This window comes from Pantoea sp. PSNIH1 (assembly GCF_007680655.1).
GTDB classification, from domain to species: domain Bacteria; phylum Pseudomonadota; class Gammaproteobacteria; order Enterobacterales; family Enterobacteriaceae; genus Pantoea; species Pantoea eucrina.
The window spans coordinates 418614-436243 of record NZ_VEIP01000002.1; the positions used below are offsets into that span (position 1 = coordinate 418614).

The following is a 17630-nucleotide window of genomic DNA, read 5'->3' on the forward strand; positions in this document are numbered from 1 at the left end:
AGCGCTGGCCTGAGTGCGATGTGTAAACGGATCAGCGGCTGTTACGGGTCAGCTGATCGAGATCGGCTTCAATCTCAGCGATCTTATTAGAGACCACGCTCTCCAGATGGCGCAGATCGTCGAGGATCTTACGCTTCAGATCCACCTCAACCCGATCGCGCTGGCAAATCTGATCCAGCTCATCGATAACGTAACGCAGGTTGGGGCTGATCTCCTGAATTTCACGGAAGCCCTGACCGTTATGTTCGGCCACCACGGTTTTGCGCTGGCGCGGATATTTGAATTTCACGCTCTTGGCAAAAAATTCGCCTTTATCTTTGCGGAAATAGATTTTCAGGATGTCGTTGTTCGCTTCCTGACGCAGACTGTAACGATCGATGTCTTCAGGATTGCTGATACCTAAGCTTTTCAGGTTGTCATACATGGCGTTTAAATTCCCTCTGAGAGTGAGTGAGCGCGCAGACATGTCATCAATCGTTCCAGGTCGGATCCGGAACGCTTACGGCATACTTATAAACTTTAGACGAAAAACCGGGTCAGACAGTGCGCGTCCGGAGTTAACTGGCGCGGATTATGAACTGTTTGAAAAGTAAACGCACCAGTTAATTTGCGGCGCAAAACAGGTTGTATCAGGCGGGGTGTAAAGAAAAAATGACGGCACCGTTGCCAGTGCCGTCATGCGTAAGAAAAGCGCTCAGAGAAGTTAATCGATAGTACGCAGCAGTTCGTTGATACCCGTTTTGCTCAGCGTCTTAGCGTCAACTTTTTTCACGATTACCGCGCAGTAGAGGCTGTAGCTGCCATCTTTCGACGGCAGATTACCTGAGACCACTACTGAACCAGCCGGGACGCGGCCGTAGTGAACTTCACCGGTTTCGCGATCGTAAATTTTGGTGCTCTGGCCGATATAAACGCCCATTGAGATCACCGAACCCTCCTCGACAATCACGCCCTCAACGATTTCGGAACGTGCGCCGATAAAGCAGTTATCTTCGATGATGGTTGGATTAGCCTGCAACGGCTCCAGTACGCCGCCAATGCCCACGCCGCCGGAGAGATGCACGTTTTTGCCAATCTGCGCACAGGAGCCCACGGTGGCCCAGGTATCAACCATGGTACCTTCATCGACAAAAGCCCCGATGTTGACGTAAGAAGGCATCAGCACGGTGTTACGCGCAATAAAAGCGCCCTGGCGTACGGCAGCTGGTGGCACCACGCGGAAACCTGCCGCTTTAAAGCGCGCGTCGTCCCAGCCGGCAAACTTCATCGGCACCTTGTCATAAAAGCGGGTTTCAGCCCCTTCCATAACCTGATTGTCATTGATGCGAAACGACAGCAGCACCGCTTTTTTCAGCCACTGATGCGTTACCCATTCGCCATCGATTTTTTCAGAGACGCGCAGTTCGCCGCTGTCCAGCAGACCAATCACCTGATTGATCGCTTCACGGGTGGCACTGTCGACGCTGGCGGGCGTGATGTCAGCACGGCGCTCAAAGGCGGATTCAATAACGCTCTGTAACTGTTGCATAGCTATTTCCTGAGTCTGTCATACGGATGCCCGGACGTGTCCGGACAGGATTCAATTTATCTGTACAGTGTGATTCAGGACACTTTATCGTTTGGATTAAGGGCCTCTGTCAACCGTTGTTGTAACACATCGCGCATTTCTGCATTCAGCGCACGCCGTTCGCTGTTGGCGAGGATAAAGAGATCCTCAACCCGTTCGCCGATGGTGCTGATGCGCGCACCGTGCAGCGACACGCCGAGATCGGCAAAGACTTCACCTACCCGGGCAAGCAATCCTGGCTGATCGAGCGCGATCAGCTCCAGATAGCTGCGCCGGTCGGTGTGGGTCGGCAAAAATTTCACGTCAGTGTCCACGCTGAAATGTTTCAGGCGCGCGGACTGGCGACGGGTACGCGGCGGCACCCACTCCTGCTGCGTAATGGCCTGCTGTAATGCCTGAATAATCAGCGGGTGGCGATCGGGTGAAAGCGGACTGCCATCGGGTTCGAGGACGATAAAGGTATCCATTGCCATGCCGTCACGGCTGGTAAAGATTTGCGCGTCGTGCACGCTGAGATTACGGCGGTCGAGTTCACCCGCTACGGCGGCAAACAGATAGGGGCGATCCGGGCTCCAGATAAAAATCTCCGTGCCGCCGCGCGTCGCCTGCGGGCTGACCAGCACCAGCGGCTGGCTGAGGTCGTGGTCAATCAGATGACGGGCGTGCCACGCCAGCTGATTAGGCGTATGGCGCAGAAAATAGTCGGCGCGGCAGCGGCTCCAGATATGGTGCAGCCGCTCTTCATTGAGGTTCTCCATGCGCAGCAGCGCCAGCGCCTGCAGACGATGGTGGCGCACCCGCTCGCGCAGATCCGGGCTATTTTCCATGCCGCGTCGCAGCTGCTTCTCGGTAGCAAAAAACAGCTCGCGCAGCAGGCTCTGCTTCCAGCTGTTCCACAGGCTCTCATTGGTGGCGCAGATATCGGAGACGGTGAGGCAGACCAGATAGCGCAGGCGATTCTCATTCTGCATTACCTCGGCGAACTGCTGGATCACCGTAGGGTCCTGAATATCGCGACGCTGGGCGGTGACCGACATCAGCAGATGATGACGCACCAGCCAGGCCACCAGCTGGGTCTCCCGGGAGTTGAGGTTGTGCAGCTCAGCAAACTCCAGCGCATCCTGCGCGCCCAGTATTGAGTGATCGCCGTTGCGGCCTTTGGCAATATCATGGAGCAGCGCTGCCATCAGCAGCAGCTCCGGCTGGGGCAGGCGCGGCCAGAGTTCCACACACAGCGGATGCTTTGGCCGCGTGCTCTCATCGGCGAAGCTCTCCAGCTTCTGCAACACGCGAATGGTGTGCTCATCCACCGTGTAGGCGTGAAACAGATCAAACTGCATCTGGCCGACCACGTTGCCCCAGAGCGGCGTATAGGCGGAGAGTACGCTATGGCGATGCATCGGCAGCAGCGCGCGTTTTACCGCGCCGGGATGACGCAGAATCGCCATAAAAGTGCGGCGCGCCTCAGCAATCTGGCACAGCGGCTGCCGCAGATGGCGGCGCGCATGACGCAGCTGGCGCAGGGTAGTGGAGTAGATCCCGGTAATTGAGGCGTTGCGTACCATGACATAAAACATGCGCAGAATGGCCTGCGGCTCGCGCTGAAACAGATCCGGGTCGCGCAGGTCAATCAGGTCGCCGCGTAGCTGAAAATCATCATCCAGCGCACGCGGCTTTTCGGTCGCTGGCAGGGCGAGGATCGCTTCATCAAACAGCTGCAGCAGCATCTGGTTCAGCTCGCTAATGCGGCGCGTTACGCGGTAGAAATCTTTCATCATGCGCTCAACCGGCTCGTTGCCTTCGCCGGAGTAGCTGAGGCGATGCGCGACGGTCAGTTGCCGATCAAAAAGCAGGCGGTTGTCGTAGCGTGGCAGCGTCAGATGCAGGGCGAAGCGGATGCGCCAGAGAAACTCCTGACACTCGTTGATCTCATTGCGCTCCGCTTCGGTCAGGAACCCAAAGCCCATCATCTCATCCATGGTGGTGGCACCAAAATGGCGACGCGCTACCCACTGCAGGGTATGGATATCGCGCAGGCCGCCCGGACTGCTTTTGATATCGGGTTCGAGATTGTAACTGGTGCCGTGGTAACGCTGATGGCGCTCCTGCTGCTCTTCAATTTTGGCAGCAAAAAAGCGCGATGAGGGCCAGAAGCCTTCGCTGAAGATATTCTTCTGCAGCTCAAGAAACAGCGCAACGTCGCCGGTCAGCATGCGCGATTCAATCAGGTTGGTCGCCACGGTGAGATCGGATAAGCCCTCCAGCAGGCACTCCTCAAGCGTGCGCACGCTGTGTCCCACCTCAAGCCGCAGATCCCACATAAGCGTGATCAGTTCAGAGGTGCGCTGCGCGGCGGCCTCATCAAGGGGCTGACGGCTGAGGATCAGAATGTCGATGTCCGACAGCGGATGCAGCTCGCCACGGCCATAGCCGCCCACCGCGACCAGCGCCATATCACTTAGCGTATCAAAACCGAAGAAACGCCACAGCCGTCGCAGCAGACGATCGATAAACAGCGTGCGCGTGTCGATCAGCGACTCCACGTCGCTGCCGGCATCAAAGGCGAGGCTCAGCGCGTGCTGAAACTGCTCCAGCGCGGCTTTCAGCTGTTCACGCGTTAGCGCGTCGTCAGCCCAGCCGGCGGGTGAATCGGTGAGAATTTTGTGTACTGCCTCGGTCACGTTACCGCTCATCAACATGCCCCTTCGCGCATTAAAAAGCCGGCATTAAGCCGGCTCAGTGGGTAGCAGAGAGAGGATCAGACGTTTTCCAGCCGCGCCGGAATAGTGTCATCCTCACGCAGCGTCAGAATCTCACAGCCAGTTTCTGTCACCACAATAGTATGCTCATACTGCGCGGACAAGCTGCGATCTTTGGTTTTCACCGTCCAGCCATCCTTCATGGTGCGGATGCGGTAATCGCCTGCGTTAACCATCGGCTCCACGGTAAACGTCATGCCGGCCTGCAGCACCACACCGCTGTCGTCGGCGTCATAGTGCAGCACCTGCGGCTCTTCATGGAAGCCTTTGCCAATACCGTGACCGCAATACTCACGCACCACGGAGAAATCCTGCGCCTCAACGTATTGCTGGATCGCGCGTCCCAGCTCACGCAGGCGGATGCCTGGCTTAACGAGACGCAGAGCGATATAGAGGCTCTCCTGCGTCACGCGGCAGAGGCGCTCGCCGAGGATAGTGGGTTTGCCGACGATAAACATTTTTGAGGTATCACCGTGATACTCATCTTTAATGACGGTGACATCAACGTTCACGATATCACCCTCTTTCAGGACGCGATCGTCGCTGGGAATACCGTGGCACACCACCTCGTTTACCGAGATGCAGACCGATTTAGGGAAGCCGTGATAGCCAAGGCAGGCAGAAACCGCCTGCTGCTGCTGTGTGATGTGCTCGTGGCAGAGGCGATCAAGCTCACCGGTGGTCACACCCGGCACAACGTGAGGGGCGATCATTTCCAGCACTTCAGCGGCCAGGCGGCCCGCCACGCGCATTTTTTCGATTTCGTCAGGATTTTTAATTGAGATAGCCATGAATTTTTCCGCAATCGCCGAAATTTTCGACAATAATGAGTTCTGTGGCAGTCATGTTAGCAGGCAGCAAATGGGCTGCCAAATCGGGATTGCCGCACACGTTTTGCGCTAACAACCGCTGGCGTATTTATACCTGTTATGGTATAAAGCGCGCCGACGATTCTCTGCTGTCTTACGAAAGCGAGACGGCAGGAAGCGCATAAATCTCATTATGTGTACTAAAACACACATGTATCGACACATACGCCGGGGTGCCTTGAAAGAGGTCGGTCGTATGGGATACATGGAGGCCCAACCCCAAACATACTTTAGAGGTAATCATGGCAACTGTTTCCATGCGCGACATGCTCAAGGCTGGTGTTCACTTCGGTCACCAGACCCGTTACTGGAACCCAAAAATGAAGCCATTCATTTTTGGTGCACGTAACAAGGTTCACATCATCAACCTTGAGAAAACTGTACCAATGTTCAACGACGCTCTGGCTGAGCTGCAGAAGATCTCTTCTCGCAAAGGTAAAATCCTGATCGTTGGTACCAAGCGCGCTGCTGCTGAAGCGGTAAAAGAGTCAGCTCTGAGCTGCGACCAGTTCTTCGTTAACCACCGCTGGTTAGGTGGTATGCTGACTAACTGGAAAACCGTTCGTCAGTCAATCAAACGTCTGAAAGATCTGGAAACTCAGTCTCAGGACGGCACGTTCGACAAACTGACCAAGAAAGAAGCACTGATGCGTGCTCGTGAGCTGGCCAAGCTGGAAAACAGCCTGGGTGGTATCAAAGACATGGGCGGTCTGCCAGATGCGCTGTTTGTTGTTGATGCTGACCACGAACACATCGCAATCAAAGAAGCAAACAACCTGGGTATCCCGGTATTTGCTATCGTTGATACCAACTCTGATCCAGATGGCGTTGATTTCGTTATCCCTGGTAACGACGATGCGATCCGTGCTGTAAGCCTGTACCTGACTGCTGTTGCCACTACCGTGCGCGAAGGCCGTTCACAGGACCTGGCTGAGCAGGCTGAAGACGCGTCTTTAGAAAACGCTTAATAAGGATTGCTCTTTCTGAGAGCCCTTAGACATCAGATGTTATCTGTATAAGGGGCCGCACAGGCCCCTTTTATTTATCTCCGTCTGTCGCGCTCCCTGTTACGGGCTGGCGGGGCAGAGTAAATTTTCCGCAACAGGTTTCTGCGCGTGCGCACGCACCCGGAAACGAACCGAGGATTCTGGAATGGCTGAAATTACCGCTGCATTGGTAAAAGAACTGCGTGAGCGTACTGGCGCAGGCATGATGGACTGCAAAAAAGCGCTGACCGAAGCGAACGGCGACATCGAGCTGGCAATTGAAAACATGCGTAAGTCTGGCGCAATCAAAGCTGCGAAAAAAGCAGGTAACGTTGCAGCTGACGGCGTGATCAAAACCAAAATCGTTGATGGTTACGGTGTGATTCTGGAAGTTAACTGCCAGACTGACTTCGTTGCTAAAGATGGCGGTTTCCAGGCGTTTGCTGACAAAGTTCTGGATGCAGCTACTGCCGGCAAAATCACCGACGTTGAAGCGCTGAAAGCACAGTTCGAAGAAGAGCGTGTTGCACTGGTTGCTAAAATCGGTGAGAACATCAACATCCGTCGCGTAGCAGTACTGGAAGGCGCTCAGCTGAACAGCTACCAGCACGGCGCGCGTATCGGCGTTCTGGTTTCTACCACCGCTGCTGATGAAGAGCTGAGCAAGCAGATCGCAATGCACGTTGCGGCAAGCAAGCCAGAGTTCGTTAAGCCAGAAGATGTTTCTGCTGACGTGGTTGAGAAAGAGTACCAGGTACAGCTGGATATCGCGATGCAGTCTGGCAAGCCAAAAGAGATCGCAGAGAAGATGGTTGAAGGCCGTATGAAGAAATTCACCGGCGAAGTCTCTCTGACTGGTCAGGCTTTCGTTATCGACCCAAGCAAAACTGTGGGTCAGGCGCTGAAAGAGAAAGGCGCAGATGTCATCAACTTCATCCGCTTTGAAGTGGGCGAAGGCATTGAGAAAGTTGAAACCGACTTTGCAGCTGAAGTGGCTGCGATGTCCAAACAGTCTTAATGAGTGACCGGAACCGCCGCGAGGCGGTTCTTTTTTGTCTGCGTTTTGGCGCAGTGATTTTCAGTCTCATCCCAATAGCTTTTTTGACGCGCTAAGCGGATGATCCACCAGATTTAACTTCTCATTCATCTTATCCTCCAGGAAGAATTGACCATGGCGACCAACGCAAAACCTGTATACCAACGTATCCTACTGAAACTGAGCGGCGAGGCCCTGCAGGGTGCCGAAGGTTTTGGTATCGACGCGAGCGTGCTTGACCGCATGGCGCAAGAGGTGAAAGAGCTGGTTGAGCTGGGCATCCAGGTAGGTGTGGTGATTGGTGGCGGTAACCTGTTCCGTGGCGCAGGCCTCGCTCAGGCGGGTATGAACCGCGTAGTAGGCGACCACATGGGTATGCTGGCGACCGTCATGAACGGCCTTGCAATGCGTGATGCGCTGCACCGCGCCTATGTGAACGCACGCCTGATGTCTGCCATCCCGCTTAACGGCGTCTGTGACAACTACAGCTGGGCTGAAGCGATCAGCCTACTGCGTAATAACCGCGTGGTGATCTTCTCTGCCGGTACCGGCAACCCGTTCTTTACCACCGATTCTGCTGCCTGCCTGCGCGGCATTGAGATTGAAGCGGACGTCGTGTTGAAGGCGACCAAAGTAGATGGCGTCTACTCAGCCGATCCGGTGAAAAATCCGGACGCGACGCTGTACGATCAGCTCAGCTACGCTGAAGTGCTGGAAAAAGAGCTGAAAGTTATGGATCTGGCCGCCTTTACGCTGGCGCGTGACCACGCACTGCCGATTCGCGTCTTCAACATGAATAAGCCTGGCGCACTGCGTCGCGTGGTAATGGGTGAAAAAGAAGGCACCCTGATTACGCATTAATATCCGACGCAAGGTAAAATAAGGTATATTCTGATAGCGCAGTGCCTGACGCTGCGCCACTACCTGACATAATCGATGTTGCAGGCGGCTTGTACGTCAGCAGCAGGTAGCAGGATGATCGATGTTTATCGATACCAGTTCCGACGCGTGCGGAAATGGCCAGGTCAAACCGAATCCAAGGGTTTTAACGTGATTAACGATATTAAAAAAGATGCCGAAACACGCATGGACAAGTGCGTGGAAGCATTCAAAAGCACCATCAGCAAAGTGCGTACCGGTCGTGCTTCACCTTCACTGCTCGACGGCATTGTGGTGGAATACTACGGTACACCTACGCCACTGCGTCAGCTCGCCAGCGTAACGGTAGAAGATTCCCGTACGCTGAAAATCAACGTGTTCGATCGCTCTCTGGGTCCGGCCGTTGAGAAAGCGATCATGACGTCCGACCTCGGCCTGAATCCAAGTTCAGCCGGCACCGACATCCGTGTTCCGCTGCCAGCGCTGACAGAAGAGCGCCGTAAAGATCTGATCAAAATCGTTCGTGGCGAAGCAGAGCAGGGGCGTGTTTCCGTGCGTAACGTTCGCCGTGATGCCAACGATAAGATCAAAGCGCTGCTGAAAGATAAAGAGATCAGCGAAGATGACGAACGTCGTTCACAGGATGATATCCAGAAAATGACCGACCTTCACATCAAGCATGTTGATGCTGCGCTGGCAGAAAAAGAGAAGGAGCTGATGGACTTCTGAGTCTGTCAGCCCGATCTGTATCTGCTGGAGGCAGGTAAGCGCCTGCCTGTAACAGATATAAAACGCCGTTCAGAGCCGTATTCGTACCGAATGCACTCTGGCGGCGTTTTACATTGTGCCTGGCGCCGTTGCGGGCACCTATGATGACTTCACAGGGATAGCATGATGAAGCAATTAACTCTTCTGGGATCCACCGGCTCAATTGGCACCAGTACGCTGGCGGTTGTCGCCGCGAATCCCGATCTCTATCAGGTTACGGCGCTGGTCGCAGGGCAGAATGCTGCGCTGATGGCTGAGCAGTGCCAGCAGTTCCGGCCGCGCTATGCGGCGATGTCTGATGAGACCGCCGCTGCCGACCTGCGTGAGCGACTGAGAGCACTCAACGTCGATACCGAAGTGCTCTCCGGCGTTCAGGCAGCCTGCGATCTGGCGGCGCTGGATGAGGTTGATCAGGTGATGGCGGCGATTGTCGGCGCCTCGGGCCTGCAGCCAACGCTGGCAGCGATTCGTGCCGGAAAAACCGTGCTGCTGGCTAACAAGGAGTCACTTGTCACGTGCGGCCGCTTGTTTATGGAGGCAGTGCGTCAGCATCAGGCGCAGCTGCTGCCGGTCGATAGCGAGCATAATGCCATTTTTCAGAGTTTGCCCGCTTCCATACAGCATCAGTTGGGGTACGCTGATCTGCGGGAGAACGGGATCGACTCGATTCTCCTCACGGGATCGGGTGGTCCTTTTCGTGACACGCCACTGGCAGATCTGGCTGCTATGTCGCCGGATCAGGCCTGTGCGCATCCGAACTGGTCAATGGGGCGCAAAATCTCCGTTGATTCGGCCACTATGATGAATAAAGGTCTTGAATACATTGAAGCCCGCTGGTTGTTCAACGCCACTGACGCGCAAATGGAGGTCATCCTGCACCCGCAGTCGGTGATCCACTCTATGGTGCGTTATTGTGACGGCAGCGTGCTGGCGCAGCTGGGATCGCCTGATATGCGCACACCGATTGCTCACAGCATGGCATGGCCTGCACGTATCGCCGCTGGCGTCACGCCGCTTGATTTCACCCGAATGAAAGCGCTGACGTTTGCTGAACCCGATTACGTACGCTATCCCTGCCTGAAGCTGGCAATCGATGCGTGTACTGCAGGGCAGGCGGCCACGACGACGCTGAATGCAGCAAATGAAATCGCGGTAGCAGCGTTTTTGCAGCATCAGATTCGCTTTACCGATATTGCCGCCCTCAACAGCGAAGTACTGGCTACGCTCAGCTCGCCGGAGCCAGCCAGTATTGATGAGGTGCTGGAAATCGATCGGCTGGCGCGGCAGCATGCAAAGGCACTGCTGTCACGCGTCACTCTGGCTGGCTGATAGCCCCGCTATTTGTTCGCTCTGGCTGAAAATGGTATAGTCGCTCGCGTTTTACGGCACGACATTGTTTCGATGTCATCCGGCTTACGGGCCGGCCTTTGCCGCAGGCGCAATGTATTCAGAAAACACAGCATTTCTGATGAAAGGAATTATTACGCGTTATGTCGTCCAACAATCACAATACAATCGATGACGGGTCGTACTGCACACCACGTCACGTGGCCATCATTATGGATGGTAATGGTCGCTGGGCAAAAAATCAGGGCAAACTGCGTATTTCAGGCCATAAAGCCGGGGTAAAATCGGTTCGCCGTGCCGTCAGCTTTGCGGTCAGCCACAAGCTGGAAGCGTTAACGCTCTATGCGTTCAGCAGTGAAAACTGGAGCCGACCGCCGCAGGAAGTGACGGCGTTAATGGAATTATTTATCTGGGCTCTCGACAGTGAAGTAAAGAGCCTGCATAAACATAATGTACGTCTGTGCATTATTGGTGATATCAGCCGTTTTTCTGGTCGTATTCAGGAACGCATTCGCCGCGCCGAGGAACTGACTCAACAAAATAATGGACTGACCCTCAACATTGCTGCCAACTATGGCGGCCGTTGGGATATTATCCAGGGTGCCAGGAAACTGGCCGAACAGGTTCAGGAAGGGCTACTGCGTCCTGACCAGATAACCGAAGAAAGCCTTGCTCCCTACCTCTGTATGCAGGAGCTGGCGCCGGTGGATTTAGTGATAAGGACCGGGGGAGAGCATCGAATCAGCAACTTCCTGCTGTGGCAGATAGCCTATGCTGAGTTCTGGTTTACCGATGTTCTTTGGCCTGATTTTGATGAACATGTTTTTGAAGGTGCACTGAATGCATTCTCTCTGCGGGAGCGACGCTATGGCGGCGCTGCACCAGGCGGCGCCTGAGCTACCTGGGGGTAACCTTTGCTGAAGTCTCGTCTGATCACCGCGTTTATTTTGATTCCGCTGGTGATCGCTGCGCTATTCTGGTTACCGCTGTCTGGTTTCGCGATTACCACGATTGCTATCTGCATGCTCGCCGCCTGGGAGTGGGGGCAGCTGGCCGGTATGGCTACCCGTCAGCAGCGCGTCTGGCTGGCGCTGCTCTGTGGCCTGCTGCTGGCAGCGATGCTGTTTACCTTACCGTCCTATTCTCACGATGCGCATCAGCCTCAGCTGGAAAGCTCGCTCTGGGCCGCACTTGGCTGGTGGGTCGTTGCTCTCTTTCTGGTGCTGTTCTATCCCGCCTCTGCCGCACTCTGGCGCGGCTCGCGTCCGCTTCGTCTGCTGTTTGGCGTGCTGACTATCGTCCCGTTTTTCTGGGGCATGATCGCACTGCGCCAGTATCACTACGACATTGATCACTTCGCCGGCGCCTGGTGGCTCCTGTTCGTTATGCTGCTGGTATGGGGCGCGGACTCGGGTGCCTATATGTTTGGTCGGCTGTTCGGCAAACACAAGCTGGCGCCTAAAGTCTCGCCGGGTAAAACCTGGGAAGGCTTTTTTGGCGGGCTGCTCTGCTCCGCTATTATCGCCTGGCTGTTTGCGCTGCTGGCTCCGCTGACGGTGGCGCCGGGCACGCTGATTGCGTGTGCCGTTGTTGCCACGCTCGCCTCGGTACTGGGCGATCTCACTGAAAGCATGTTTAAGCGTGAAGCGGGCATTAAAGACAGCGGAAATCTTATCCCCGGCCACGGTGGTATCCTCGATCGTATCGATAGCCTCACAGCGGCCGTGCCGGTATTTGCCTGCCTGCTGCTGCTGGTGTTTCATACCCTCTAGGAGCAGCAACTATGTTAAGCATTCTCTGGAGTTTTGCTGCTTTCATCGTCGCGCTGGGCGTGCTGATCACCGTGCATGAGTTTGGCCACTTCTGGGTGGCACGCCGGTGCGGCATTTATGTCGAACGCTTTTCTATCGGTTTCGGTAAGGCGCTCTGGCGACGGACTGACCGGCAGGGGACAGAGTATGTTATTGCGCTGATCCCGCTCGGCGGCTATGTCAAAATGCTGGATGAGCGCGTAGAGAGCGTTTCCGCTGAGCGCCGTCACGAGGCGTTTAACAACAAAACCGTGCTGCAGCGTGCTGCCGTCATCGCCGCGGGGCCGGTTGCCAATTTCCTCTTCGCTATCTTCGCTTACTGGCTGGTCTTTATGCATGGCGTGCCCGGCGTACGGCCGGTGGTTGGCGAAATTGTGAGCGGCTCCGTCGCAGCGGAAGCGCAAATTCAGTCAGGCATGGAACTTAACGCAGTTGACGGTATCGAAACGCCTGACTGGGATGCTGTGCGCATGGCCCTGATTGGGAAAATCGGCGATGAGAGTACCACGCTGACCGTTTCTCAGTTTGGCGAAAGCGCAACCCAGCAGAAGCGGGTCGACCTGCGTGACTGGCAGTTTGAGCCAGACAAGCAGGATCCGGTGGTAGCGCTCGGCATTCGTCCACGCGGGCCACAGATTGAAACCACGCTGGCAGAAATACAGGCGGATTCACCCGCCAGCGCTGCCGGTTTGCAAGCGGGCGACAGGATCGTTAAAGTCGATGGTCAGCCGTTAACGCAGTGGCAGGCATTTGCCGGGCAGGTACGGGATAATCCGGGTAAACCGATGGCGCTTGAGGTTGAGCGAAATGGCGCCCGGCACTCTCTGACGCTGACGCCAGCCGCGAAGCCGGGCAAGCCTGAAGAGGGATTCGCCGGCGTTATTCCGCGCGTGCAGCCGCTGCCTGACGCATATAAAACGGTGAAACAGTATGGGCCGGTGGCCGCTATCGGTGAGGCAGGCGTCAAAACCTGGCAGCTGATGAAGCTTACGGTGTCGATGCTGGGTAAGCTGATTACAGGTGATGTAAAGCTGAATAACCTGAGCGGCCCGATTTCGATTGCGCAGGGTGCCGGTTTATCAGCGGAGTATGGGGTGATTTATTATCTGATGTTCCTGGCGCTGATAAGCGTCAATCTGGGCATCATCAACCTGTTTCCGTTACCGGTTTTAGATGGTGGGCATCTGCTTTTTCTGGCGATCGAAAAGATCAAAGGAGGACCGGTGTCCGAGCGAGTTCAGGACTTCAGTTATCGCATCGGCTCAATTCTGCTGGTGCTGTTAATGGGGCTTGCACTTTTCAATGATTTCTCTCGCCTGTAACGTCTGGAACGCAGACAGGTGCGGGATGTGTTAGGAAAACGCATAACAACGATGGCGATGAAAAAGTTGCTCATAGCGTCGCTGCTGTTTAGCAGCGCCACCGTTTACGGTGCAGACGATTTCGTGGTGAACGACATTCATTTCGAAGGTCTCCAGCGAGTCGCCGTCGGCGCGGCTCTGCTCAGCATGCCGGTACGCGTCGGTGATACGGTGAATGATGATGATATCAGAAACACCATTCGCTCACTGTTTGCCACCGGCAATTTTGAAGATGTGCAGGTTTTACGTGACGGAACGACCCTGATTGTTCAGGTTAAAGAGCGTCCGACTATTGCCAGCATCACATTCTCCGGTAACAAGGCGGTGAAAGAGGATCAGCTGAAGCAGAACCTCGAAGCGTCAGGCGTTCGCGTCGGCGAAGCGCTGGATCGCACCACGCTCTCTTCAATCGAGAAGGGACTGGAAGATTTCTACTACAGCGTCGGCAAATACACCGCCAGCGTAAAAGCGATTGCCACACCGCTGCCGCGTAACCGCGTGGATCTGAAATTTGTTTTCCAGGAAGGTGTCTCTGCCAAAATTCAGCAGATCAACATCGTGGGTAACAAAGCGTTCAGCTCTGATGAACTGATCTCCCGCTTCCAGCTGCGTGATGAAGTGCCGTGGTGGAACGTGGTTGGCGATCGCAAATATCAGAAGCAGAAGCTGGCCGGCGACCTTGAGACGCTGCGCAGTTTCTATCTGGATCGCGGTTATGCGCGCTTTAATATCGACTCGACTCAGGTCAGCCTGACGCCGGATAAAAAAGGCATCTACATCACCGTCAACATCAACGAAGGCGACCAGTATAAAATCGCCGGCGTGATTGTGAACGGCAGCATGGCAGGCCACTCAGCAGAAATTGAACATCTGACCAAAATCCCGAATGGTGAGCTTTACAACGGCACCAAAGTGACGCAGATGGAAGATGATATCAAAAAGCTGCTGGGCCGCTATGGCTATGCCTATCCGCGCGTCGTGACGCAGCCGGAAATCAGCGACGCTGACAAAACCGTTAAGCTGCATATTAACGTTGATGCCGGTAATCGCTATTACGTGCGTAAAGTCCGTTTTGAAGGGAACGATACCTCAAAAGATGCTGTACTGCGCCGTGAGATGCGTCAGATGGAAGGCGCATGGCTGGGCAGCGATCTGGTTGATCAGGGTAAAGAGCGTCTGAACCGCACCGGTTACTTTGAAACGGTTGATGTGGATACGCAGCGCGTACCAGGCGTGCCGGATCAGGTGGATGTGGTCTACAAAGTTAAAGAGCGCAACACCGGTACCTTTAACTTTGGCGTGGGCTACGGAACAGAAAGCGGCGTCAGCTTCCAGGTGGGTGTTACCCAGGATAACTGGCTCGGTACCGGTAATACCGTTAGTATCAGCGGTACCAAAAATGATTATCAGACCTATGCTGAATTCTCACTGACCGATCCCTACTTTACGGTTGACGGCGTGAGTCTGGGCGGTCGCCTGTTCTATAACGACTTTAAAGCGGACGATGCCGATCTGTCAGACTACACCAACAAGAGTTACGGTGTTGATGGCACGCTGGGCTTCCCGGTTAATGAGAACAACACCCTGCGCGTTGGCTTAGGCTATGTGCATAACGATCTGTCGAACATGCGGCCGCAGGTAGCAATGTGGCGTTACCTCGACTCGGTCGGGCGTCCACAGGGACTCAATAATAAAGGCGATTTCTCTGCGGATGATTTTACCTTTAACTATGGCTGGACCTACAATACGCTGGATCGCGGCTTCTTCCCGACGCGCGGTAACCGCACCAACCTGAACGGTAAGGTGACGATTCCAGGTTCAGACAACGCGTTCTATAAAGCGACGCTGGATACGCAGCAGTATGTGCCGCTGAACCGTGACGGCACCTGGGTAGTCCTGGGGCGTGGTCGTGTGGGCTATGGAGACGGCATCGGGGATAAAGAGATGCCGTTCTATGAGAACTTCTACGCCGGCGGCTCCAGCACGGTACGTGGTTTCCGTTCCAATACGATTGGTCCGAAAGCCGCTTACCTTAACGATCGCTCCTCCTCGTGTAATCTGACCGATCCAAACGGGATCTGTAAGTCAGATGATGCAGTAGGCGGTAACGCAATGGCGATTGCCAGCCTCGAGCTGATCACGCCAACGCCGTTCCTGAGCGAGAAGTACGCTAACTCCGTGCGCACTTCACTGTTTGTGGACGCCGGTACCGTCTGGGATACTAACTGGCAGAATACGGCAGCCACCCGCGCTGCGGATATTCCGGACTATAGCGATCCTAACAACATTCGCGTCTCTGCAGGCCTGGCGCTGCAGTGGATGTCGCCACTGGGCCCGCTGGTCTTCTCCTATGCCCAGCCGGTGAAGAAAGTCGAGGGAGACAAAGCAGAGCAGTTCCAGTTTAACATTGGTAAAACCTGGTAATGTTCTGAGCAGGGAAGCGGAAGCGAAGTACGGCATAGCTTAGCGCAGCAAAGCGCTAAGCGAGCCAAACACTGTGTCGCAGACACAAACGTTGATGGTAAGGAGTTTATAGTGAAAAAGTTGTTGTGTGCCGCAGGTCTGGGTCTTGCTTTAGCGGTTTCCGCTGGCGTTCAGGCTGCTGACAAAATTGCAGTGGTAAACGTGTCCAGCATTTTCCAGCAGTTACCGCAACGTGCGACCGTTGCTAAACAGCTTGAAAATGAGTTCAAAGGCCGCGCAACTGAGCTGCAGGGCCAGGAACGCGATCTGCAGACCAAAATGCAGAGACTGCAGCGTGACGCTTCTACCATGAAGGCGAGCGAGCGCAGCCGCATGGAAAAAGACATCATGTCTCAGCGCGAAGCCTTCTCCAGCAAAGCCCAGGCTTTCGAACAGGATAACCGTCGTCGCCAGATGGAAGAGCGTAACAAACTGCTGAGCCGTATCCAGGATGCCGTGAAGAAAGTGGCAGACAGCGATGGTTATGATGTCGTGATTGATGCTAACGCCGTAGCCTATGCTGCTAATGCGAAAGACATTACTGCTGACGTGCTGAAACAGGTTAAATAATCGATGTCATCAATTCGACTGGCTGATTTAGCCCAGCAGTTGGATGCAGAATTGCACGGAGATGGCGATATCGTCATCTCCGGCATTGCTTCTATGCAATCCGCCACCCCTGGTCAAATCACTTTTCTTGCCAACAGCCGCTACCGCGAGCAGCTCGCCAGCGTTCAGGCGTCAGCCGTGGTGCTGACGGAAGCGGATCTGGAATGGTGCAATACTGCCGCCCTGGTAGTGAAAAATCCCTATCTTACCTATGCCCGCATGGCACAACTGCTGGACACCACGCCGCAGCCCGCGCAGAATATCGCACCCAGCGCGGTGATCGATCCTTCCGCCTCGCTGGGACAAAATGTGTCGGTAGGGGCGAACGCGGTGATTGAGTCTGGCGTTGAGCTGGGTGACAACGTCGTGATTGGTGCAGGCTGCTTTGTCGGCAAAAAGAGCCGGATTGGCAGCGGCACGCGCCTCTGGGCCAACGTGACGATTTATCATGAGATTCAGATTGGTCAGGATTGTCTGATTCAGTCAGGCACTGTCATCGGTGCAGATGGTTTCGGGTATGCTAACGATCGCGGCAACTGGGTGAAAATCCCTCAGCTCGGCACGGTCATCATCGGTGACCGGACAGAGATTGGTGCCTGCACCACTATCGATCGCGGTGCGCTGGATAACACTCTGATCGGCAATGGTGTTATCATAGACAACCAGTGTCAGATTGCCCACAACGTTGTAATTGGTGACAATACAGCCGTTGCGGGAGGTGTGATCATGGCCGGTAGCCTGAAGATTGGACGTTACTGTATGATTGGCGGCGCCAGCGTCATTAACGGCCATATGGAGATCTGCGATAAAGTAACCGTAACCGGTATGGGCATGGTGATGCGTCCCATTACAGAGCCGGGGGTTTACTCCTCAGGGATCCCACTGCAACCGAACAAAGCCTGGCGTAAAACGGCAGCGCTGGTGATGAATATCGATGACATAAGCAAACGTCTGAAAGCCATCGAACGCAAAGTTGATAAAAACAGCTAAGCACATCCGCGCGACCCGCTTTCATAATAATGCCGCCTGCCTGCTTTTGCCCTTCAGTGTGGTAAAGGACGGCAGGTAGCGCAGAGAAGCGAACGCCACCGAACTGATTTGCGGCCTGCGAAAGATCATTTTGATCGGTGCAGGCCGTGTTATTGTTGCCATCAGATTTTTTAGGACAGGAAGAG

15 protein-coding genes are annotated in these 17630 nt (G+C 54.9%); 11 read left to right on the top strand and 4 right to left on the bottom strand.

Features of this window, described 5'->3' with window-relative positions:
• Nucleotides 1-31 precede the first annotated feature (31 nt).
• The 4 genes from FS690_RS09465 to map form a co-directional block, all read right to left on the bottom strand.
• A complete protein-coding gene (locus FS690_RS09465) occupies nucleotides 32-424 on the bottom strand; it encodes a DUF3461 family protein (protein ID WP_039382714.1) in 393 nt (130 codons plus the stop codon).
• Nucleotides 425-703: 279 nt separating this feature from the next.
• A complete protein-coding gene (dapD, locus tag FS690_RS09470) occupies nucleotides 704-1528 on the bottom strand; it encodes a 2,3,4,5-tetrahydropyridine-2,6-dicarboxylate N-succinyltransferase (protein ID WP_039382717.1) in 825 nt (274 codons plus the stop codon).
• Nucleotides 1529-1602: 74 nt separating this feature from the next.
• Nucleotides 1603-4260 (bottom strand): bifunctional uridylyltransferase/uridylyl-removing protein GlnD, encoded by a 2658-nt coding sequence (glnD, locus tag FS690_RS09475; RefSeq protein ID WP_071669050.1) that lies wholly within the window; start codon nucleotides 4258-4260, stop codon nucleotides 1603-1605.
• Between the two features lie 65 nt (nucleotides 4261-4325).
• Nucleotides 4326-5117, bottom strand: coding sequence for a type I methionyl aminopeptidase (map, locus tag FS690_RS09480; protein ID WP_145339487.1), 792 nt, complete (start codon nucleotides 5115-5117; stop codon nucleotides 4326-4328).
• Nucleotides 5118-5437: 320 nt separating this feature from the next.
• Between map and rpsB the strand changes: the two genes are divergently transcribed.
• From rpsB to lpxD, 11 genes are all read left to right on the top strand, one after another.
• Nucleotides 5438-6163, top strand: coding sequence for a 30S ribosomal protein S2 (gene rpsB / locus FS690_RS09485; protein ID WP_039382724.1), 726 nt, complete (start codon nucleotides 5438-5440; stop codon nucleotides 6161-6163).
• 184 nt (nucleotides 6164-6347) lie between these two features.
• Nucleotides 6348-7199: a translation elongation factor Ts gene (gene tsf / locus FS690_RS09490; protein ID WP_039382726.1), complete on the top strand. Its 852-nt coding sequence runs from the start codon at nucleotides 6348-6350 to the stop codon at nucleotides 7197-7199.
• A 153-nt stretch (nucleotides 7200-7352) separates the two neighbouring features.
• Nucleotides 7353-8078 (top strand): UMP kinase, encoded by a 726-nt coding sequence (pyrH, locus tag FS690_RS09495; protein WP_039382729.1) that lies wholly within the window; start codon nucleotides 7353-7355, stop codon nucleotides 8076-8078.
• A 189-nt stretch (nucleotides 8079-8267) separates the two neighbouring features.
• Nucleotides 8268-8825, top strand: a complete 558-nt coding sequence (gene frr / locus FS690_RS09500) for a ribosome recycling factor (protein WP_039385717.1) — start codon at nucleotides 8268-8270, stop codon at nucleotides 8823-8825.
• Nucleotides 8826-8990: 165 nt separating this feature from the next.
• A complete protein-coding gene (gene ispC, locus FS690_RS09505; protein WP_175540480.1) occupies nucleotides 8991-10193 on the top strand; it encodes a 1-deoxy-D-xylulose-5-phosphate reductoisomerase in 1203 nt (400 codons plus the stop codon).
• Between the two features lie 161 nt (nucleotides 10194-10354).
• On the top strand, nucleotides 10355-11107 hold the full coding sequence (gene ispU / locus FS690_RS09510) for a (2E,6E)-farnesyl-diphosphate-specific ditrans,polycis-undecaprenyl-diphosphate synthase (protein WP_039382733.1): 753 nt from the start codon (nucleotides 10355-10357) through the stop codon (nucleotides 11105-11107).
• Nucleotides 11108-11125: 18 nt separating this feature from the next.
• On the top strand, nucleotides 11126-11983 hold the full coding sequence (cdsA, locus tag FS690_RS09515) for a phosphatidate cytidylyltransferase (RefSeq protein WP_145339489.1): 858 nt from the start codon (nucleotides 11126-11128) through the stop codon (nucleotides 11981-11983).
• 11 nt (nucleotides 11984-11994) lie between these two features.
• Nucleotides 11995-13344: a sigma E protease regulator RseP gene (rseP, locus tag FS690_RS09520; protein WP_039382736.1), complete on the top strand. Its 1350-nt coding sequence runs from the start codon at nucleotides 11995-11997 to the stop codon at nucleotides 13342-13344.
• Between the two features lie 51 nt (nucleotides 13345-13395).
• A complete protein-coding gene (bamA, locus tag FS690_RS09525; RefSeq protein ID WP_039382738.1) occupies nucleotides 13396-15807 on the top strand; it encodes an outer membrane protein assembly factor BamA in 2412 nt (803 codons plus the stop codon).
• Between the two features lie 111 nt (nucleotides 15808-15918).
• Complete coding sequence (skp, locus tag FS690_RS09530; RefSeq protein ID WP_039382739.1) at nucleotides 15919-16416, top strand: molecular chaperone Skp; 498 nt, start codon at nucleotides 15919-15921, stop codon at nucleotides 16414-16416.
• 3 nt (nucleotides 16417-16419) lie between these two features.
• Entirely contained in the window at nucleotides 16420-17445 is a 1026-nt protein-coding gene (lpxD, locus tag FS690_RS09535; protein ID WP_039382740.1) for a UDP-3-O-(3-hydroxymyristoyl)glucosamine N-acyltransferase, read from the top strand.
• Nucleotides 17446-17630 lie beyond the last annotated feature (185 nt).